At 66.2% G+C, this 20,433-nt stretch carries 19 protein-coding genes; 8 read left to right on the top strand and 11 right to left on the bottom strand.

All coding sequences use genetic code 11. The features are described from left to right. Positions 1–64: 64 nt before the first annotated feature. Entirely contained in the window at positions 65–1,552 is a 1,488-nt protein-coding gene (locus GAK28_RS19285) for a PLP-dependent aminotransferase family protein (protein WP_291783175.1), read from the top strand. On the opposite strand, the gene GAK28_RS19280 is transcribed toward GAK28_RS19285, so the two are convergent. Genes GAK28_RS19280 through GAK28_RS19260 form a run of 5 tightly spaced genes read right to left on the bottom strand, consistent with a single transcriptional unit; the run spans position 1,533 to position 5,204 of the window. Continuing rightward, positions 1,533–2,303 carry an SDR family NAD(P)-dependent oxidoreductase gene (locus GAK28_RS19280; protein ID WP_291783172.1) on the bottom strand — a complete coding sequence of 257 codons (771 nt, stop codon included), beginning with the start codon at positions 2,301–2,303 and terminating at the stop codon, positions 1,533–1,535. The two genes, GAK28_RS19285 and GAK28_RS19280, sit on opposite strands and share 20 nt — an antisense overlap. A 29-nt stretch (positions 2,304–2,332) precedes the next feature. Then, positions 2,333–3,073 carry an SDR family oxidoreductase gene (locus tag GAK28_RS19275; protein WP_291783169.1) on the bottom strand — a complete coding sequence of 247 codons (741 nt, stop codon included), beginning with the start codon at positions 3,071–3,073 and terminating at the stop codon, positions 2,333–2,335. Then, entirely contained in the window at positions 3,063–4,199 is a 1,137-nt protein-coding gene (locus tag GAK28_RS19270) for an FAD-dependent oxidoreductase (protein WP_291783166.1), read from the bottom strand. The genes GAK28_RS19275 and GAK28_RS19270 overlap by 11 nt, the downstream gene beginning before the upstream one ends. Continuing rightward, positions 4,193–4,846 carry a cupin domain-containing protein gene (locus GAK28_RS19265; protein ID WP_291783163.1) on the bottom strand — a complete coding sequence of 218 codons (654 nt, stop codon included), beginning with the start codon at positions 4,844–4,846 and terminating at the stop codon, positions 4,193–4,195. Before GAK28_RS19265 ends, GAK28_RS19270 begins: the two co-directional genes overlap by 7 nt. Positions 4,847–4,865: 19 nt before the next feature. Further along, the gene (locus GAK28_RS19260) at positions 4,866–5,204 is read right to left on the bottom strand and encodes a carboxymuconolactone decarboxylase family protein (protein WP_291783270.1); all 339 of its coding nucleotides are present in this window, start codon (positions 5,202–5,204) and stop codon (positions 4,866–4,868) included. A gap of 160 nt (positions 5,205–5,364) precedes the next feature. On the opposite strand from GAK28_RS19260, the gene gcvA reads away from it, so the two are divergent. Next, positions 5,365–6,285: a transcriptional regulator GcvA gene (gcvA, locus tag GAK28_RS19255; protein ID WP_291783160.1), complete on the top strand. Its 921-nt coding sequence runs from the start codon at positions 5,365–5,367 to the stop codon at positions 6,283–6,285. A 1-nt stretch (position 6,286) separates the two neighbouring features. On the opposite strand, the gene alkB is transcribed toward gcvA, so the two are convergent. Next, positions 6,287–6,940, bottom strand: a complete 654-nt coding sequence (gene alkB, locus GAK28_RS19250; protein WP_291783157.1) for a DNA oxidative demethylase AlkB — start codon at positions 6,938–6,940, stop codon at positions 6,287–6,289. Further along, positions 6,937–7,449 carry a methylated-DNA--[protein]-cysteine S-methyltransferase gene (locus tag GAK28_RS19245; RefSeq protein ID WP_291783154.1) on the bottom strand — a complete coding sequence of 171 codons (513 nt, stop codon included), beginning with the start codon at positions 7,447–7,449 and terminating at the stop codon, positions 6,937–6,939. The genes alkB and GAK28_RS19245 overlap by 4 nt, the downstream gene beginning before the upstream one ends. Before the next feature lie 244 nt (positions 7,450–7,693). Between GAK28_RS19245 and GAK28_RS19240 the strand changes: the two genes are divergently transcribed. Both GAK28_RS19240 and GAK28_RS19235 read left to right on the top strand, forming a co-directional pair. Beyond that, complete coding sequence (locus GAK28_RS19240) at positions 7,694–7,840, top strand: hypothetical protein (protein WP_291783152.1); 147 nt, start codon at positions 7,694–7,696, stop codon at positions 7,838–7,840. An 18-nt stretch (positions 7,841–7,858) separates the two neighbouring features. Further along, entirely contained in the window at positions 7,859–8,134 is a 276-nt protein-coding gene (locus GAK28_RS19235; protein WP_291783149.1) for a hypothetical protein, read from the top strand. A 4-nt stretch (positions 8,135–8,138) separates the two neighbouring features. Here the strand turns inward: GAK28_RS19235 and GAK28_RS19230 are convergent, their stop codons facing one another. Beyond that, a complete protein-coding gene (locus GAK28_RS19230) occupies positions 8,139–9,758 on the bottom strand; it encodes a GMC family oxidoreductase N-terminal domain-containing protein (protein WP_291783146.1) in 1,620 nt (539 codons plus the stop codon). A gap of 116 nt (positions 9,759–9,874) precedes the next feature. Between GAK28_RS19230 and GAK28_RS19225 the strand changes: the two genes are divergently transcribed. The 3 genes from GAK28_RS19225 to GAK28_RS19215 all read left to right on the top strand — a co-directional run bounded on the left by GAK28_RS19225 (position 9,875) and on the right by GAK28_RS19215 (position 14,245). Next, positions 9,875–10,768 carry an AraC family transcriptional regulator gene (locus tag GAK28_RS19225; protein ID WP_291783143.1) on the top strand — a complete coding sequence of 298 codons (894 nt, stop codon included), beginning with the start codon at positions 9,875–9,877 and terminating at the stop codon, positions 10,766–10,768. A gap of 136 nt (positions 10,769–10,904) precedes the next feature. Then, the gene (locus GAK28_RS19220) at positions 10,905–12,824 is read left to right on the top strand and encodes an XVIPCD domain-containing protein (RefSeq protein WP_291783140.1); all 1,920 of its coding nucleotides are present in this window, start codon (positions 10,905–10,907) and stop codon (positions 12,822–12,824) included. Positions 12,825–13,033: 209 nt separating this feature from the next. Beyond that, positions 13,034–14,245, top strand: coding sequence for a DUF2252 family protein (locus GAK28_RS19215; protein WP_291783138.1), 1,212 nt, complete (start codon positions 13,034–13,036; stop codon positions 14,243–14,245). A gap of 56 nt (positions 14,246–14,301) precedes the next feature. On the opposite strand, the gene GAK28_RS19210 is transcribed toward GAK28_RS19215, so the two are convergent. Next, positions 14,302–15,174, bottom strand: a complete 873-nt coding sequence (locus GAK28_RS19210; protein WP_291783134.1) for an NmrA family NAD(P)-binding protein — start codon at positions 15,172–15,174, stop codon at positions 14,302–14,304. Between the two features lie 91 nt (positions 15,175–15,265). Between GAK28_RS19210 and GAK28_RS19205 the strand changes: the two genes are divergently transcribed. Further along, entirely contained in the window at positions 15,266–16,261 is a 996-nt protein-coding gene (locus GAK28_RS19205) for a LysR family transcriptional regulator (RefSeq protein WP_291783131.1), read from the top strand. Here the strand turns inward: GAK28_RS19205 and GAK28_RS19200 are convergent. Both GAK28_RS19200 and GAK28_RS19195 read right to left on the bottom strand, forming a co-directional pair. Continuing rightward, positions 16,189–19,275: an efflux RND transporter permease subunit gene (locus tag GAK28_RS19200; protein ID WP_291783129.1), complete on the bottom strand. Its 3,087-nt coding sequence runs from the start codon at positions 19,273–19,275 to the stop codon at positions 16,189–16,191. The genes GAK28_RS19205 and GAK28_RS19200 overlap by 73 nt on opposite strands. Beyond that, entirely contained in the window at positions 19,272–20,426 is a 1,155-nt protein-coding gene (locus GAK28_RS19195) for an efflux RND transporter periplasmic adaptor subunit (protein ID WP_291783127.1), read from the bottom strand. Before GAK28_RS19195 ends, GAK28_RS19200 begins: the two co-directional genes overlap by 4 nt. Positions 20,427–20,433 lie beyond the last annotated feature (7 nt).

The raw sequence follows: 20,433 nt of genomic DNA, 5'->3' as shown, positions 1-20,433 counted from the left end.
GACCTTCCGGTGGTGCCACGATGGACCGATATGATGGTGCCAGCACGCCCAGGATCCCTGCCCCATGACCGCACAGCGCGACGACGCCACGTGGACCGACTTTCTTGCCGGCTCGCTTCGGCCGCGAGGCACCGGACTGTCGTTGCAGGGACAGCTGCTGCGGCACCTGCGCACCGGCATCCTCGATGGACGACTTCCGGCCGGGAGTCGCCTCCCAGGATCGCGCCAGTTCGCCGCCACGATGGGCGTGTCCCGAAACACGGTGACCGCCGTGTACGAACTGCTAGGCGCGGAGGGATACATCGAAGCGGATCGGTCGGGCACGCGCGTCGCCGACCTGCGCCGCCCGGCGCCCCCCTCGGCCGCCGCGCATGTCGCCCGGTCGCCCTCGCTTTCCGCCAGGGCGATGCGCATTCCCCGCCGCGCCGCCGTAGCGGGCGACGGATTCGCGCTGCGGCCCGGTGTACCCGCGCTGGATCGCTTTCCCGTCGCCGCCTGGAAGCGTTGCCTCGATGAAGCCATCGCACGCCGCGGCCATGAAGCACTTGGCCATGGCGATCCGTGTGGCGAACTCGAACTGCGTGCGGCCGTCCTGCGCCATCTGGCGATGGCGCGTGGCGTACGCGCGACGCCCGACCAGGTCGTGATCACCAAGGGCGCACAGGAAGCACTAGCGCTATGCGTGCGCCTGCTGGCCGACGTGGGCGACACGGCATGGATCGAAAACCCGGGCTATCGCGGCGCCCAGGACGCGATGGCGGCCGGTGGCGTGGATGTCGTCGCGTGTGCGGTGGACGACGCCGGGATCGTCATTGCCGACGACGACTGGGCTTTGCGGCCGCCGAAACTCGTGTACACGACGCCCTCGCACCAATATCCCCTGGGCTCGGTGCTGTCCGCGAGCCGGCGGCTCGCGTTGTTGCGCAACGCGGCGGCGCACGGTGCATGGATCGTCGAGGACGATTACGACAGCGAATTCCGGCGCTCGGGCGAGTCGATCGGCGCGATGCAGGGCCTGGTGCCCGATGCTCCCGTGCTCTATGTCGGCAGCTTCAGCAAGACGATGTTTCCCGCATTGCGCATGGGTTTTCTCATCGTGCCGTCCTCGCTGCTGCCCGCGATGCGGCCCGTGCTGGGCGAATTGCTGCGCGGTGGGCGACGCTTCGAACAACTGGCCCTGGCCGACTTCATCCGTGACGGACGGTTTGGCCGGCACGTGGCCGCGATGCGCCGCCTTTACCGTGAACGCCGGGATGCGTTGCGGGATGCGCTGGGCAAGCATCTGCGCCTCCCGCACACGATCACTGGAGGCGACAGCGGCATGCACCTCGCGCTGCATCTTCCCGCACAGGTGCCGGATCGCCGTGTCGCCTTTCTCGCCCGCGAGCACGGCATGGCGCCGGAAGCCCTCTCGGCCTTCGTCTCCTCGGCGACACCCACATGCAACGGCCTCGTGCTCGGCTACGGCAACACGGAGGCGTCGCGCATGGACGATCTGGTCGCGACGCTGGCGAGGTTGATCGATCGATCGCTTACTGGCGACCGGCGGTGACGCCACCGTCCACCGGCAGCACCGTGCCGGTGATCCAACCCGCCTGCTCGGAGGCGAGGAACAGGATGGCCTCGGCGACATCGGCCGGCTGGCCGTTGCGTCCCAGCGGATGGAAGGCATCGAACGTGGGCAGCACTTCCTTGACCTGCGCGTCGCTCATGAAGGTGTTGTACACCGGCGTCTCCACCACGGCGGGTGCCACGGCATTGATGCGGATGCGGTACGGCGCCAGCTCGATCGCCAGGTTGCGCACCATCGCGTGCACGCCGGCGTTGGCGGCGGAATACGCGGCCGACGGCGTGGCGCCGATGGCCTGGATCGCCCACATGGAACCGGTCTGCACGATGGCGCCGCCACCGCTGTCCTTCATCGCACGGGCCGCGGCCTGCGCGGTGAAGAACTTGCCCTTCAGGATCGTGTCGAGGTACCAGTCGTAGTCGGCCTCGGTAAGATCAAGGAAGGCCTTCGGATTGAACACGCCTGCATTGTTCACGAGCACGTCGAGCCGATCGAAGCGGCGCACGGCCGTGTCAACGAGGGTCTGGCCGGTGTGCGGATCGGCGATGTCGCCATCGGTGACGACCACGCGGCTACCGGACGGGTCGATCTCCTTCGCCGCGGCGACAAGCTTCTGCCGGTCGCGTCCATTGATGACCACGCTGGCGCCTTCGGCCACGAAGCGACGCGCCGTTTCCTTGCCGATACCCGAACCGCCACCGGTGATCGCGATGACCTTATTTTCAAAACGCATGTCGTTTGTCCTTTCGTTCCAGGGAAATATCAGAGCTGGGCGAAGCCGCCATCGACGGCGATCTCCGCACCCAGCATGTAGCGGGAAGCGTCACTGGCCAGGAACAGCGCGGCCTGCGCGATGTCCTCCGCCTCGCCGAGGCGACCGAGCGGCACGCACTGGGCGATGCGCGCCTTGGCGGCGGTGACGTCATCGGCCTGTTGGGGGCCATGGATCGGCGTGTCGATCGCACCGGGGCTGACCGCGTTTACCCGGATACGACGCGACAGCAATTCAGCCGACCAGGTCCGTGCCAGCGAACGCACCGCCGCCTTCGACGCTGACAGCATCGACAGGCCGGACGTACCCACGTCGGCAAGCCACGACGTGTTGAGAATCACCGAGGCGCCATCGCGCAACAGCGGCGAGATCGCCTGCATCGAGAAGAAGACGCCCTTGACGTTGGTATCCATCAACTCGTCGTATCGAGAGACCTCCGTACCGTCCAGCGGCGTGCCAAAGGCGACGCCAGCATTGGCGAAGAAGATATCCAGGCCGTTGAATTCCGTTTCCAAGACACCGCGCACACGACGCAGGTCATCGAGCGACCGCACATCGGCCACGATGGGGAGCACGGCCGGTCCGAGTTGCTGCGCGACCTTCGCCAGCTTCGCTTCGTCACGCCCGGTGATCGCCACGCGTGCGCCTTCGCGAACGAACAGCGCAGCGGTGGCGAGTCCGATGCCGCTGCTGCCTCCGGTAACGAGGGCCGTCTTGCCTTCAAGCTTCATGGGATGACTCCGGTAGGGCGACCGACGACGCTGTCGCGGAAGGGATGAGGCCGATCGCACGATTGGCACCCTGTCGCGCGGCTTCCACCGCGCCAGCGATATAACCCGGCATCGATGGCGACCATTCGCTCGCGATGCCCGTCAGAAAGTGTTGCCACGGGCCGTCGCCGTGACCGATGGCGGCGGCGGTGTCGTGGTGCCCACCTGCCATCTGGTCGGCCTGCGTTGCCGTGCAGGGATCGGCGGCCCAGTCCTTCACGTACTCCGCCCGCGGTTCGCCGGCACGTGGGCCGAACAGCCGCACCAGCTGCGCGCGACATAGCTCGCGTAGCGCGGCGTCGGGCATCCGCCGTCGCATCGTCGCGGGGACACCGATGAAACCGAACAGCGCGCCCTCGCCATCGTCCGCCGAGGCGTCATGGATCTCCACGAGCGGCCCGGTCGTGCTCCGCGCATGTCCGGAAAGGCCTTCATGCCGCCAGAAAGGTGTGTCGTAGACCGCGACGTACTTTGCGTGCGGCGCCATCCAGGTACCGACGGCATTCCACTGCCGTTGCGTTCCCGTGGACAGGGCGGGCTGCATGTCGATCGCCGTCGCGAGCCGTGGCGGTATTGCGAGCAGGACATGATCTGCGTGGAAGACGACGAACGCACCATCGTCGCGGATCGCCCGCACGGTGACGCCGTCCCCATCCGCCGTCATGTCCGCTACGCGATGCCCCAAGCGCAGGCGATCTTCTGGAATACGTCGCACAAGCGCGTCGGCCAACGAGGCCATGCCACCCGCCAACCGCATGGAAGGTGGCGCGGAAGCAAAGCCGGTGAACCGATCGGGCGAACGCGAGACCGTACGCTCCACAAGCATGTCGCCGGCTTCGTGCTGCGCCAGCGTGGTAACACCCAGCCGCGAAATGAGCGCATGCAACTCGTCCTGCATGGCCGGCCAGTACCACGTCGCGCCCAGGTCGTAACGCGTGGATCCCTCGGGAAGGGACAACACGCGACCGCCTATACGATCCCGTGCTTCCAGTACCAGGACCTCGTCGACGCCACGCTCCAGAAGATGGACGGCGGCGTAGAGGCCGGCGATCCCCGCACCGACGATGACAACGCGGAAGCTCAACATGGCGGGTGCCCTGTCTTGATATAGGCGGTAAGGCCCGCGTCGCCGGCGCGGAAGCCGTCATGGTGGCCGGCGGGAAGACGCAACCAGCTGCCTGCGGGGAAACGCCTGTCTTGCTCGCACAGTTCGCCGACGAGGATGAGTATCTCCACGAGCATCGAACGGTCGTATTCCAGCACCTGTCCCGCGGGTAGTCGGCGCAACGCGACGCGTTCGCCATCGTGTTCGTGCAGCGCGCACACCGCACCGCCGTCGATGGACGACCAGTTTCCGGGATCCTTCGTATCGATGCGGACGCGGCGAGCGTCCATGGGCGACATCTGCCGCAGTTTCACGAAGATCGTGGCGCCCTGCGCGCTGGAGGGCGCGTGGCACGAGTCCGAGGGATGACGCAGGTAGCTGCCGGCCGGATGATCGCCACTGTCGTCGGAGAACGTGCCCGACAGGACCAGGATTTCCTCGCCACCCGGGTGGGCATGTCGCGGAAAGATCGAACCCGGCGCGTAACGCACGATGCTGGTCGCGCGGGCGCACTCGTCACCGACGCAGTCGAGCATCATGCGCGTCACGCCTGCTTGCGGCGAGGCGACCCAGCGATAGTCGTCGGGCGTGACGATCGCGGGAAGCGAAAGGTCGGCATGGATGCGCATGGCTCAACGGCTCGCGATCTCAGGCGGACGGTAGCGCGTCGAACGCGTCCAGCGTACGGGCCGTGTAGGTCAGCGCGGCACCCGCGTTGAGCGCGATGGCCGTGCCGAGGGCTTCGGCGATCTCCTCGCGGGTCGCGCCGTGCTCGGCAGCGGCCTTCACATGCGTCGCGATGCAGCCGTCGCAACGGGTCGTCACGGCAACGGCCAACGCGATCAGTTCGTGGATCTTCGGACCGAGGTGGCCGTCCTTCTCGGCGCCCGACATCATGGACAGGCCACGCATCACGGGCGGGTTGAGCTTGGCGAAATCGCCGACGGTGCGATGCAGGGCGTCGCGGTAGGTGTTCCAGTCGACCATCATGATCGGGTTCCCGATGGGGGTTGGCGGTTCAGAAAAACTTTCCATGGCCTCAGCGGCCGCTGGAAGCGCTTTCCTGGCATGCCCGCATCTTGATCGCCGCCTGGAACCCCCACAAACGGTATATTCTTTGCCTCATACAAAGAATTTCTTTGCCGCCATGAAATCGCCCGTGTTCCTCAACGCCTTGCGCGCCTTCGAGGCCAGCGCTCGGCACCAGAGCTTCTCGGCCGCTGCCGCCGAGCTGAGCGTGACGCCCGCCGCGGTGGGCCAGCTGGTCCGTAGCCTTGAAGACTGGCTGGGCACCGCGCTGTTCCATCGAGGCACCAGCGGCAGGGCGCGACTGGTGCCCACGGAAGCCGCGGAACGTGCGCTGCCGGATATCCGCGCCGGATTCGATCGCCTTACCCTGGGCTTGAGCCGCCTTCGCGAATCGTCCGCCAGCGGCGTGCTCACCGTGACGGTAAGTCCTGCGTTCGCCGCGAAGTGGTTGCTGCCGCGCCTGGAGCATTTTCAGGTCGCTTATCCGGATACCGACGTGCGCCTGGACACCAGCCTGAAGCTCATGGACTTCACGGCGCAGGGCATCGACATCGGCGTGCGCTACGGCCGTGGGGAATGGCCGGGGCTGGTGGCCGAGAAGCTGATGGACGAACAGGTCTTTCCCGTGTGTTCGCCACGCTGGCTGGCCGAACACCGCGATCTACGCGCACCCTCCGACCTCGCCGCCAGGACGCTGATCCACGATCAGTCGGTGGACACCCATATCGGCTTCGCGTCATGGCAGGCGTGGCTGGAACATGCCGGAGCGGCGAACGTGGACACCACGCGCGGCCTGCGCATCAACAATTCCGCCGCCGTATTGCAGGCCGCCATCGACGGTCATGGCGTCGCGCTCGCGCGCAGCGTGATGGTGCGCGACGACCTCGCCAGCGGTCGGCTGGTGCGCTTGTTCCCGGAGATTGAGCAGGCTTCCGAACTGGCCTACTACGTCGTCAACCGGGCCGAGTGCGCATCGCTGCCCAAGCTGCAGGCCTTCCGCGACTGGTTGCTGGGCGAGGCGCGCGGCGTCGCCGGGTGACTCAACGCGCGGTGCGGAAGGTCAGGTTAAAGCGGTAGCGCTCCGTCAGCGGATGCGAGGCTTCCTTCAACGGCGCGATACCGTGGTAGTTCATGCGCGACGGCCCGCCCCACACCACCACGTCGCCGTGGAAGAGCGGCACGTCCAGCGGCTTGACGTCACGTCCCTGCCCGCCGAAGCGAAACATCGCCGGTATGCCGAGCGAGACGGAAACGATCGGCTGCGTATCGCGACGTTCGTTGCGATCCTGGTGCATCGAAAGCTTTGCGCCCGGCGCATAACGATTGACCAGACAGGCATCGGGAACGAAATCGTCGAAACCCAGTTCGGCCGCCGCACGACGCGCCAGCGCCATGAACGCTTCCGGCATGGTCGGCCACGGATTCCCGGTCAACGGATCGGTGGGCGAATAGCGGTAGCCACGTGGATCGCTGATCCACCCCAGCGCGCCGCAGTTGTTCATCGCCACGCTCATGGTATGGCCGCCTGGCGTCACCAAGTGACGGAACGGCGCCGCGTCCGCGATGGCATGCACCTGCGCCAGCAGCGCCTCGCCCTGCATGTAGGCGAAGCCACGCAGCACGGCGGCACCCTCACCGAGCGGAACGATGCCCTCGGTCTGCGGGCGATGTGCATCGAAAAGCGATGCCGTCACGCCACGCCCTCGCGACGAAGCAGCTCGCGTTTCTTTTCCACGCCCCAGTGATATCCCGAGATGCCGCCATCGCTACGGACGACGCGATGGCAGGGAATCACCACCGATAGCGGATTCGCACCGCAGGCTTGCGCCACCGCGCGCACCGAACCGGGGGAACCGATCTGCCTCGCGATATCGAGATAGCTCGCCGTTTCACCCGGCGCGATCGTCAGCAAGGCGTTCCACACACGCTTCTGGAAATCGGTGCCGCGCACATCCAGCGGTTCGTCCAGGCCCGAGCGTGGGTTTTCCACGAACGCCGCCACCTTGTCGACGATCGCCACGAAGGCAGAATCCCTGCCGGCGGGCATCGCACCCGGAAAGCGATGGAGAAACTCCAGCGTCATCGCGTCCGCGTCGTCACTGAACATGAGCGCCACCAGCCCCTTGCCGCTGGCGGCGACGAGCAGCGTGCCGAGGACGGAAGGCCGCGTGGCGTAACGGATCGTCGTGGATGTGTCGTTCATGAAAGTGGCCGTGGTCGCGTCGGATCGACGATGCATAAGCGGATCCCCGTCATGACATGGGTGTGAAGACAGGCGGGAACAAGTCGTGGACGAGATACCGCTTCGTCCAGTGGGCTCATGGTAAGCCGGCCTGGCCGGCCGGAAACTCCGTTTCTTGCGCGGCATGTCAAGGCATCGTCACGAAGGCCCCACGGCTCGTTCAACGACACCCCGAGAGTCTGGAACCTCCGCACGGAGCCAGCCCATGGCCAACGAGAAGAACCGTCCGCCGCAACATCCCGGCCAGAACGATCCGCCGGAGCACCCGCGCAACTCCATCCGCCAGCGCGATACGGACGCCTCCGGCGATCCGAAGGACGACTCGGGCGAAGACAACCAGCAGAAGAAGTGATCCCATCGGAGGACGTCCATGCTCCAGCTCAATCCGCCGTTACCGCTGAACACGCCCAAGGGTGAGGGCTTCGCGCACTTCCTGATCGACTATGGACCGGAGTCGGACCTCTACTGGACGGTGTTCATCACGGCGACGGGAGAAATCTGGACGTTTTCCAACCGCGAGGTTCGCGCCTCGAAAAACATCACCCTCGGTCGCACGGCACCGACATCGCCGCGCCCTGCGCCGGTGCGACGCACCGAGCCCAGCGAGGGCGCCGTAGTCGCGCTGGGAACGAAGGAGGCCAAGTGAGCCATCACGCCGCGTAGCCATGCTCCGCAAGCATGAAGCGCGCGGCCTTTTCGCCGATGACCACGCAGGGCGCCATGGTGTTGCCCGTCGTCACGCGCGGCATCACGGAACTGTCGGCGATGCGCAGTCCGCGTACGCCATGGACACGCAGGTTCGCATCCACCACCGACATGGCGTCGACACCCATCCTCGCCGTGCCAGCCTGGTGCCAGTAGGTGGCGGCGCTATCGCGGATGAACGAACGCAAGGCGCCACCGGATAGCGGCCCGGGCATGATCTCCCGGCGGACGAAAGGACGCATCGCCTGCGCGTTTCCCAAAGCGCGGCACTGGGCCACCGCTTCGATGAGCGCATCGACGTCTTCCGATGCCTCCAGGGCACCGGTGACGATGTTCACCGGATCGTCAGGGCGATGACCCGTGATGGCGACGTAGCCCCGACTCTGCGGGCGGACCAGCCCCGGTAGCAGGGTCCACGCTTGCGGCGGTGCGCCGAAGTGGGCGGTTTCCGGTGTGATGACCGGCGATTCGACGAGGACGGTCTGCAGATCTGGTGCCACGAGCAACGGCGAACTGCGGTGGAAACAGGTCGCCTCCGCACCGTTGTTCCGCCTCGGCACGAGATCCGGACTCTCCCATACGCAACCGATCCGGATATGGTCCTGGAAATTCCGACCCACGCCGGGAAGGGCACGCCACACGCGAACACCGGCGGCGTCGAGCACCTCCTCGGCCCCGATACCCGACTGCATGAGCAGCTTGGGTGTCTGGATCGCCCCGCAGGCGAGGATCACCTCCTTCGTTGCCCCGATCGTCAGCATGCGCCCGTTCCAGGCGACGTCCACACCGGTCGCACGATCGCCGTCCATGACGATGCGCGTTACCAGGGCATGGCTCAGGACAGCGAGATTGGAGCGGTCCATCACCGGATGGACATAGGTACGGAACATGGAAAGACGACGACCATCGCGAATGCGTAGGTTTACCAGCGCGGCACCTTCACTCTCTTCCATCGCTTCCCCGTTGTGGTCGTCGAACACGGGCATGCCGATCTCCCGTGCCGCGTCGAGGAACGCGTGAACGACAGGACTCGGATCGCCGGCCGGTTCGACATGCACGAGACCTCCCCTGCCACGGCGTCTTGCGTCAGCCACGCCCTGCCAGTCCTCGATATCGCGATACACATCGAGGACCGACCGGTAGGACCAACCGGGATCGCCCGTCAGTCGCGCGAACTCGTCCCAGTCCGAGGCGTGGCCACGCGCCCAGATCATCGCGTTGATGCTTGAGCCCCCGCCGAGCACCTTGCCCATTCCAAGTGGCATGCGCCGCCCATTCACGGCAGCCGACGGCTGGGCGACGAACCCCCAGTCGCGCTCACTGCCCAGGTTACGGCCCCACTGGCCTGGCTCGGTGATCGTGGGCGCATTGTCGTCGCCTCCGGCTTCCAGGAGAAGGACGCGCACGCCCGCGTCCGTCAGCCGTCGGGCGACGACCGACCCTCCGGTGCCCGATCCGCAGACGATTACGTCGTAGGACGGGCTCAGGTGATCGGCAAGGTACGCCTGGTTCTTGCGAACCCGTTGCTCGAATGCCTCGGCGGCGTCGTGTACGAAAGGTTCCATGACGATGCGCTCTCCGTAGCGTGGATAGTCATCGCGATGCTAGAAACGTCCATTCGCCGGGGCTTGGAAAAATCGGACAATCGATGCCTTCGCGTCGTCCGGCACACCGTGGCTCCATGCCTTCCGTGAACGCTTCCCGTCATGCCTGCGCCCCTCTCATGCTCGGGCACCCCCTTCCTACCGACTCGACCGGACTCGCATCCCGCCGCGCGCATCCGCCGATCGACTGGATCGACAGCATCGGCGAGTGGAACATCGCCGACGGCGAGGTGGCCCGCCAGATCGAGATTCGCCTGCTGCCGGGAACCTGTCCTTATCTCGTCTTTCCTTTCCGTGCCGCCCCCGCGTCATCCCGTCGGTTCGGTGACAAGGCGCTCGAGCAGGCCTACGACGTACCCGTGGTTACCCATATTCGCAGCGGCTACGTGGCGATTCGGCCGCACGATGCGCTTGGCGCGATCGGCGTGCGCCTGAAACCCTGCGCGGGGATCGCGCTGTTGGGCGATGCCGGCGACGCGTGCGGGGACACCAAGCTCGATATCGCCCTCGCTTTGCCCCGCACCGATACGGAACGGCTCGCGGCGCGGCTGGCCGAGGCGCCCGACGCCCTGTCCCGCTACCGGCTGGTCGTGGATTTCCTGGCCCGCCTGCCCCTTCGTCGCCCCATCGATCCCCTGGCGGCAGAGGCGTGCGATCGCCTTGGAAAGGAGCCGTCGCTTCGCGTATCCACCCTTGCAACCGCCCTGTCCGTCAGCGAGCGAACCCTCGCACGGCGTTTCCTCGCGGGCACGGGCATGGGTATCAAGCGATTCGCACGACTCGCTCGCATGGAAACGCTGTTCACGAGCCGACGTGACGGCGAGCGCTGGATCGACGTCGCCCAGGAGGGCGGATACTTCGACCAGTCGCACATGATCGACGACTTCACCCGGACGGTAGGCGCACCGCCGGCATCGGTGATGACACCACCACGTGATCTCGATCGTCCGATCACGCTGATCCGCTGCTGATCGATCGGCGAGAGGCGATCCGCCGTTCAGCGAAAAGACCTTCCCGTAACGGGTTTTCTTTGCGATAATCACGAGGTTCCGTCAACGGCAGGAACGGCCTGTGGGGAGGTCGCTCCATTCGAAAGGACCTTTTCGCATGGCATCGAACGACACCACCCCCGCCTTCGGCATCGACGCGAAGGCAAAGCTCGACAGCGAGCTGAAAACCAAGGACGCGAGCGCCACGCTCACCGCGGAGGGCGAGGCTCATCTTCGCGTCGAGTCCAACGGCGGCTACACGTATTCGGACAACACGCGTCTCGAAGGCTCCGCCAAGGCCAGCCTCGGTCCCGTCTCGCTCGATGGTGGCGCGGGCCACACGACGGCAAGCCAGGCCAGCGAGACCTACGATGGCACGGGTACCCACATCGTGGTCGGCCACGAGGTCGGCGACTGGATAAAGGGCGGCATCGGCGCGGCCGGGTACGGTTACTCCGGCAAGTTCGAGCATGGCGAAAGAGCGACCTACGAGGTCACGGTCCCTGCGCCTTACAAGGTCGATGCGAAGGCGATCAATCCCTACGATCCGACGACGCTGCCCACCGGCACGGTGATCAGCTACGACTCCACACGCTACGACAACGAAACCTCCGGCATCACGTTCGGCAAGGCGGTCGGCAACGTGGGCGTCCACGGCGACCGCAAGCATGACGACGGCGTGACGATGCGCATCGAAAAGACGGGCGACCATACCGTTCGGGTCGCCGTCACGCAGAACGACCGCGTGGACGATACCTCGCGTATCGGCCCCGAGCTGGGCAAGCTTTCCCCGCAGCTCGGCCGCGACGGCAAGATGACCCTCGCCACGACGACGACCGCCGAGTTCGACCTGTCCACGCGCGAGGGACAAGAAGCCTATGGGCAGGTATTGGCCGGCCAGGCGCTGCCCCAACGCGACGGTCAAGGCGTTTCGGGGGTGTCCACCACCCAGAAACTCGGCATCGACACGCAGCCACGCGCAGGGCTGAAGGGCGTCGGTGAGACGGACATCGGCAAGCATGTGGATACTTCCTATGAACTGGTCCACGACAAGGACCGTTCGGAGATCACCTTCCACTACGACGTGCCCGGTGCGATCTCGGCCCGCTCCACCTTCCCCCTGGGTGACGACCACCAGCCCGACATGAGCAAGGGGAAGTATTTCTCCATCACGCTCCCCCATATGGACGTCCACCAGGCGGGCGCACTGCGCACCGCCTTCGGTGGCACCGCCGGCACGCGCGGCCTGGAAGACGGCCAGCCCGTCGAGATGAAGTTCACCGGCGAACAGCTCATGCAGATGCGCCAGCGAGCCCGGGACTACATCGAGCATCACGGCCAGCCCGGTATGTTGCGCGACCTGGACGCCGGCAAGGAGTACGGTGGCTCGGCGGACATGATGGCCATGGCCGCCATGGCGACGGCAAAAAATCCTCGCGAAGTCTTCGATGCCATGCAGATGCAGGACGGCAAGTTCCTCGCCGCGAACCTCACAAAGCTGGACGTGGGCATGACGGCGCCCAAGCCCCCCCTTCCCGGCACGCTCGAGATCCAGCCATCCGCGGCCATGGCCAGGCAGCTGGCATCGATGCCCGAAGGACGCCGTGCCGAGGTCATGGACGAGTTCTACCGGGCGCCCGCGTTGGCCACGGAGGCGTCGCTCGGCCTTGGCGATCGCTCGCATACCGACGACGCACGCTACGAACAGGCGCGGGCCGGCGTACGCCAGCTCGACGCGACGATGGGCCGGACACCCGATGTGTCCAGCGAACGGCTGACCGCCGCGCTGGCGGCCGCCGGTCGACGCGATGGCCTGGATCGCATCGACCACGTCGTGCTGTCCGGCGATGGCAAACAGGCCTATGCCGTGCAGGGTGAGTTGGATTCGCCGCACAAGCGCATCGCCGTGGTGGATACCGGCACGGCGGTCCAGACACCCGTTGAACAGAGCAACGCGCAGTGGCGCCAGGCCGAGCAGGCAAAGCCTCTCGAACCGGCCATACAACCCGAGGTGACGCAAGCGACACCCATGCGCTGATCGCCCCTCTTACCGTCGCACGCTTTGCGACAGTCATGTGGCACGCCATCTCCGATGGCGTGCGCCAAAGGCATCGTCGCGCATAAGTTTGTGGATAAGTCGTCACATATCCACAGATTCATCCACGGGCCTCGCGTCCGCTTCACCGAGCCGGCGCCACGCTGACATGGAGCTGTCATATCGAATCGCGTGAAGGAATTTGCGAAGCCATGTCCAGACGAGCCACCGTGACCCCGGATAGCCGGGAACCCCACCTCACCGCCCTGCGCAATCTCAAGATGGCCCGTTCGGCGCATGCCTTCGTCAGGGGCAACACGCAGCAGTTCTACGAGTGGCTGGAAGGCGCCAACCGCACGCTACCCGCCGGACCGGACCTGTGGATATGTGGCGACTGCCACGTGAGCAACATCGGTCCCGTGGCCGATCGCGAAGGTGGCATCGATATCCAGATACGCGACCTCGACCAGGCGGTGATCGGCAATCCTGCCCACGACATCGTGCGCCTGGCGGTGTCGCTGGCCACCGCGGCACGCGGCTCCGACCTTCCGGGCGTGGTGACCGCAAGCATGGTCGAGCGCCTTATCGCCGGCTACGAACGCGGCATGGGTGGCGGGCGCAAGCTTTATCGCGTCGTCGAGCGGCCCGGCACGATCCGGCTGGTGATGAAGGCGGCACTCAAGCGGCGCTGGAAGCATCTCGCGCGCGAACGTATCCAGGGCATCCGTCCGGACATTCCCGAGGGAAAGCGCTTCTGGCCGGTCACCGCGGAGGAGCGCGACGAACTCGAATCGCTCACCGCCACCGATGGCATGCGCGCCCTGGTCACGCACCTGGTCCACCGCGACGATGACGCGAAGATCGAATTGCTCGACGCCAAGTACTGGGTAAAGGGATGCAGCTCGCTCGGCCATCTCCGTTACGCGCTGCTGGTACGCCTATCCGCCAAGGGTACGGCCGACGAGTTGTGCCTGGTCGACGTGAAGGAGGCCCTGAAGGCGGCCGCGCCGCATGCGTCGGATGCCAGCATGCCGCGCGACAATGCCGAGCGCGTGAAGCAGGGCGCGCTCCATCTCGCCCCCAACCTCGGCGAACGCATGATGACCGGCCGTATCCGCGGCCGCACTGTCTTCGTGCGCGAACTGCGCCCCCAGGACCTCAAGATCGATCTGGAACGCCTCGACGAAACCGAGGCCATGGATGTCGCCCACTACCTCGGCAACGTCGTGGGACGCGCCCATGCAAGCCAGCTCTCGTGGCCTGACCGCAAGCGTTGGCTCGGTGAGCTTGCGCGCAACCGGCCCAAGAGCATCGACGCGCCGTCATGGTTATGGCGCAGCGTGGTCGAACTGGTGCAGGCGCACGAAGGCGGCTACCTGGAACACTGTCGACGCTTCGCCAACGAGATACGCGCCACCCGATGAGTCTGTGGTTTTCCTTGTGGATAACTGCATAGATATCCACAAGGACATCCACATGGTCACTGCGTGACCAGCAAGCCACCGATGACGTCGTCGATGGTGCGCCGCCCACGCACGTGTTCGGTCGTCGCATCGGCAAAGGCGATATGTCCGTTGTTGAGCGCACGATTCATCGTGATGAAACCCTCGATGGCGGTACGGGAAAACGGATGACGCGCCAGAACGCCAGCCCATTGCGCCTCGTCGATCGCCACGGCGGACACCGAACGTCCCAGCGCCTTGGCAAACGCTTCCGCGATATCGTCGGGCGAGTACGCACGCGGACCGTCGAGATCGACGATACGGATACCCTCCCACGACTGACCGATGATGTCGGCCGCGCTAGCGCCGATATCCTCCGTGGCGACCATGGGTATGGCGCGGTCCGTCGGTGACAACAGGCTGGGCAGCACGCCGTCTGCCCTGGCGGGTTCGATCACGCGTGCCCAGTTCTCCATGAAGTACGCGGCGCGAAGAAAGGTGACGGGAATACCCAGCGTCGAAAGCCGTTGTTCGGCCAGGCGGTTGGTCGCGATGACGCCGACACCGCTCTCGCGATCGGCGCCGATCGACGACAGGAGCACCAGCTTCGGTACTTCGGCGCGACGCACGGCTTCCGCCACCGCGTCGGTCGTGGCCTGGGCGTGTTCGAAGAGATCCTCCCGGTCGTAGCCGGGAGGCTTGACCAAGTAGGCCCCCGTGGCTCCGCTGAACGCGGCGGTCATCGCCGACATATCGGCCAGGTCGGCCACCGCGACCTCGGCACCGCGCTCCCGCCAGGCCTGTGCCTTGCCCGCATCCCGCAGCACCACGCGCACCGCTTCGCCGCGTTCGAGCAGGCGATCGGCGACGACCCGGCCCGTGCGGCCGGTCACACCCGTAACGACATACATGTTCTTTTCCGATGGCATGCCCGAAGCGGGCGACGCACCTAGAATGGTGTCCACGTCACGACGCCCCAAATGCGGCAAAGACATAACCGACATGCACCCGGTGGATTTCGCCTCAATCGACCTCAATCTGCTGAAGCTACTCGACGCGCTGCTTAAAGAGGGCGGTGTGACGCGCGCTGGCCAGCGGCTGGGCCTCAGCCAGCCCGCCGCCAGCCGCGCGCTGGCCCGGTTGCGCACGCTGCTTGGCGACCCCTTGCTGGTGCGCACGACGCACGGCCAGGAACTCACGCCGCGGGCCCTCGCCCTGGCCGAGCCCCTGGAACGCCTGTTGTCCGGGGTGCGAGATATCGTCGCGCCGGAGGACTTCGATCCGGCCACCCTGCAGGGCCGGTTCACCCTCGCCAGCATGGACCACCTGTCCACCCTGGTCGTGCCGGGACTGGTGACGCGACTGGCGCGACTCGCGCCGCTGGTCGGCGTCGACGTGCTTCCTGCACGAGGCGACAACGTGGACCTCGTGGCGCGCGGCGATGCGGACGTCGCGATCGGCCGCTTCGATGCCGACAGGCTTCCCGCGAACATGCATCGACGCGCGTTGTACGAGGAAACGCTTGTCTGCGTGCTGCGCCACGATCATCCCGCGCTGGACCATCCCTGGACCCGCGACACCTTCCTGTCGCTATCTCATGTAGCCACCACGATCACGGGCGATGGGCCCGGCTTGGTCGACGACATGCTGGCGCGACAGGGGCTCGCCCGGCGCATCGTCGTGCGCTTGCCGCAGTTCCTCACCGCGCCCATGGTGGTGGCCGAAAGTGACGTGGTGGCCGTGCTGCCGGCACGGCTGGCCCGACGCATGGCGGGGCCACTGTCCCTTGCCGTGCGCGACGTACCGCTGGATTTGCCGGGATTCACCCTGTCGATGATCTGGCACGCCCGCACGCACCGCGACCGCGCGGGCGCATGGCTGCGCGACGCCGTATCGGCTGTGGTCGACGAGCGCGAGGAGGAGCGTCAGCCTCCCATCGTCGGCTCCAGCGCCAGCACGCCCGGCTCGCGCTTGGCGAAGCGGTCGAAGGCGAGATAGATGACCGGCGTGGTGTAGAGCGTCAACAACTGCGATACCACGAGGCCGCCGCAGATCGCGACGCCCAGCGGCACGCGAAGCTCGGCACCCGCGCCATGGCCTAAGGCCAGCGGAATCGCACCCAAGAGCGCCGCCATGGTCGTCATCAGGATCGGGCGGAAGCGCAGCGCGCAGGCCTCGCGTATCGCTTCGAACGGTGTCGCCCCATGCCGTTCCCGTTCGATCGCGAAGTCGACCATCATGATCGCGTTCTTCTTGACGATGCCGATCAGCAGCAGGATGCCGACCAGGCCCATCACCGAGAGGTCCTCGCCCGCCAGTTCCAGCGCCAGCAGCGCGCCGAGGCCCGCCGAAGGCAAGGTGGAGATGATCGTCAGCGGATGCACGGCGCTCTCGTACAACACGCCGAGCACGATGTAGATCACGGCGATGGCCGCCAGGATCAGCCAGGGCTGGCTGGCCAGCGAATCCTGGAAGGCCTGAGCCGTACCGGCAAATGCGCCGGTGACGGAGGCCGGCATGCCGATCCGGCGCGTGGCCGCATCGACGGCAGCAACCGCATCGCTGAGCGACGTGCCGGCGGACAGGTTGAAGGACAAGGTGATCGACGGGAACAGGCCCTGGTGGTTGACCGTGATGGGGGCGACGCCGTCCACGACGCTTGCCAGCCCGTTCAGTGGCACAAGGTTGCCTGTCGACGAGCGCACGTAGAGATGCGACAGCGCCTCCGTGTCCAGCTGGAACCGGGGCGAGACTTCCATCACTACGTGGTACTGGTTGTTTTGCGTGAACAGCGTGGCGATCTGGCGCTGGCCGAAGGCGTCGTAGAGCACGTCGTCGATCGCCTGCACGGTAACGCCAAGCCGCGAGGCGGTATCGCGATGGATGTCGATCGTCGCCGTCTTCGACGCCGGCTGCTGGTCGGAGTCGAGATCGCGCAACTGCGGCATCCGGCGAAACTCGGCCATCAGGTCGGTGGCCGCCTTGTCGAGCGCGGCAAGGTCGGTGGATTGCAACGTGTACTGGTACTGCGCGGCACTGGAACGGCCGCCGATCTGGATGTCCTGGCGTACCTGCATCTTGAGGCGGATGCCCTCGACCGATGCGGTAGCCGCCTTGAGCTGGTCCAGCACCGTGGCTGCGTCGTCGCGGCCCGAACCGAAGTCCTTGAGGTTGATCATCATGCGGCCCTGGCTCAGAGTCGGATTGGGGCCGATCCAGAAATACACGTTGGCCACGTTGGGGTTCCGCCGGACGATCTCGCCAAGCTGCTGGATGTGGCGGGACATTGCGTCGTAGGAGATGCTCGACGAGGCCTGGGCGGTACCGATGATCAGGCCGGCGTCTTCCTGCGGGAAGAATCCCTTGGGTATCTGCACGAAGAGAAGCCCGGTGAGGCCCACCGTGCCCAGCAGGGACAGCAGCACGGCCTTGCGATGGTTCAACGCCACGTCGAGCGAATGGGCATATGACCGGCCCAACGCGTCGAAGAAGCGCTCCAGCGCCATGTAGACCCGGCCGTGCGGGCGATCGTGGTCCGGCCGTACCAGCCACGCGCAAAGCATAGGCGTCACCGTGAGCGACATCACGCCGGAGATCAGCACCGTCACACTGATCGTCACCGCGAACTCGCGGAACAACCGGCCGACGATGCCGCTCATGAAGAGGATGGGGATGAACACGGCGATGAGCGACAGGGTCATCGAGACGATGGTGAACGCCACTTCCCGCGTGCCTTCGATCGCCGCGGCCAGCGGCTCCTTGCCCATCTCCCTGTGCCTGACGATGTTCTCGATGACGACGATGGCATCGTCCACGACGAAGCCGACGGCGATGGTCAGTCCCATCAGCGACAGGTTGTCGAGGCTGTAGCCGAACAGGTACATGACGGCGAACGTCGTCACCAGCGACAGCGGGATGGTGAACGCGGGAATCAGCGTCGCCCACAGGTTGCGCAGGAACGCCGCGATCACAGCCACGACCAGGAGGATGGTGGCGATCATCGTGTACTGCACATCGTCGACCGATGCGCTGATCGTCTGCGTGCGGTCGCCGACCACCTGCACGTGCACGGACGGTGGCAAAGCAGCCGCCAGCTGAGGCAGCCGCGCCTTGATCGCCGCGATGGTGTCCACGACGTTGTAGCCGGGCTGCTTGTGGATATCCATGATGATCGCGCGCTCGCCTTGCAGCCATGCCGCGCTGCGCACGTCCTCGGAGGCCTCCACCACGGTACCGGTATCGGCGACGCGTATCGGCGCGCCATCACGATAGGCGATGACGAGGTTGCGATAGGCCGCCGGATCGAGCAACTGGTCGGTGGAGGCCAGCGTGATCGCCTGGTGCGGACCGTCCAGCGTGCCTTTGGGTGCATCCACGGTCTGCGTCGCCACCGCCCCACGGATGTCATCCAGGCCGAGGCCCAGCGCCGCGACCTTGTCGGGATCCAACTGGAGCCGTACGGCCGGTCGTTGCTGGCCGTGGTAATCGACCAGGCCCACGCCCTTCATCTGCGACACCTGCGCCGCCAGGCGCTCCTCCATGTAGCGATCCAGCTCGGTGAGCGGCAGCGTCGGCGAGGTGAGCGCGATGGACATGATGGTGAAGTCCGCGGGATTCACCTTGTAGTACGTCGGCGGGTTCGGCAGGTTCTTGGGTAGCAGGCCGCCCGCCGCATTGATCGCCGTCTGGACGTCCTGCGCCGCACCGTCGATATCCCGTGACAGGTCGAACTGGAGCACGATCTGCGTGCGCCCCAGCGAACTGGACGAGGTCATCTCCGTCACGCCTGGCACGTCGGAAAGCGAACGCTCCAATGGTGTCGCGACCGACGAGGCCATGGTGTCGGCGCTGGCGCCAGGTAGCTCTGCGCTGATCTGGATGGTAGGAAAGTCCACCTGCGGCAGCGGCGCCACGGGCAGCAGCCGATAGGTAATCGCACCAAGCAGCAGGCACCCGGCCGCCAGCAGCAGTGTGCCGATGCGGCGGCGGATGAAGGGCGTCGAGATATTCATGCCCGGGTGGCCGGTCGCTCGGTGACGTGCATGCCCGGTTGCAGATCGGTCTGTCCCTCCACGACGACGCGCTCCCCGGCCTGCACGCCCTCGTCGACGGCGGTGTAACCATCGGATTGCCAGCCAGCATGAACACGTCGCGATGTCACACGGCCATCGCCATCCACGACATAGACGAAGTCACCCGTCTGGTCGCGTTGCAACGCCTGGCTCGGGATCGTCACCGCCTGGGCCTGCGTGGAAAGCAGTAGCTTCGCGGCGACGAACGCTCCAGGCCACAACGCATGGTCGTGGTTGTCGAACTGTGCTTTGAGCAGCACCTGGCCGGTCGCCGCCGATACCTGGCTGTCGATGAAGACCAGGCGTCCGTTCGCCAGGGTGGCCGACCCGTCGCGCGTCATCGCGAGCACCGCCAGCTCACCGTCGCCCTGGGCACGGGTCACGTCGGCGAGCAGGTCCTGGGATACCGGGAAGGTGACGGTGATCGGCTCGATCTGCGTGACGGTGACCAGCCCCGTGGCATCCGACGCGTGCACCTGTGCACCCTGGTCGACAAGGCGTTGTGCGACACGCCCAGCGATCGGCGCGGTGATCCGCGTGAACGACAGGTTGAGTTCCGCCGCGTCCGCCGCGCCACGATCCGCCGCCACGGAGGCGAGCAGCGATTCCGCTTGCGCCTTCTGCGCGTCGAGCTGCTGGCGCGGCACGACCTGCAACGACGACAGCTTGCGATAACGCTGGAGGTCGAGTTCCGCGTTGCGACGCTGTGCGTCGTCACGCGACACCGTGGCCTTCGCCTGGGCCAAGGCCGCCCGATAGGGCCGAGGATCGATCTCGGCCAACAGGTCGCCCGCCTTCACCATCTGGCCTTCGGTAAAGGCCACCCTGTCGAGCTGGCCATCCACGCGTGCCTTCACCGCCACCACGTTGAGTGGCGTCACGGTCCCGATACCTGATACCCAGTGCGGCATGTCGCGACGCGAGGCGGGCGCCGTCCGTACCAGGGCCGTCGTCGGCGATGGCTTGAGGACGGCGGGAGGCCGCGCATGCCGGTACACGCCAAACGCGACGAGGGCGAGGACGGGCAGGATCCAGAGAAGATGGCCGCGCCGGGAGGGACCAGGCGGCGGGAACGGCGATGGAGCGATCATGGGGACA

Origin of the sequence: Luteibacter sp., assembly GCF_009912395.1 — a bacterium.
GTDB lineage: Bacteria > Pseudomonadota > Gammaproteobacteria > Xanthomonadales > Rhodanobacteraceae > Luteibacter.
This window is presented reverse-complemented; position numbering and strand designations above follow the sequence as displayed.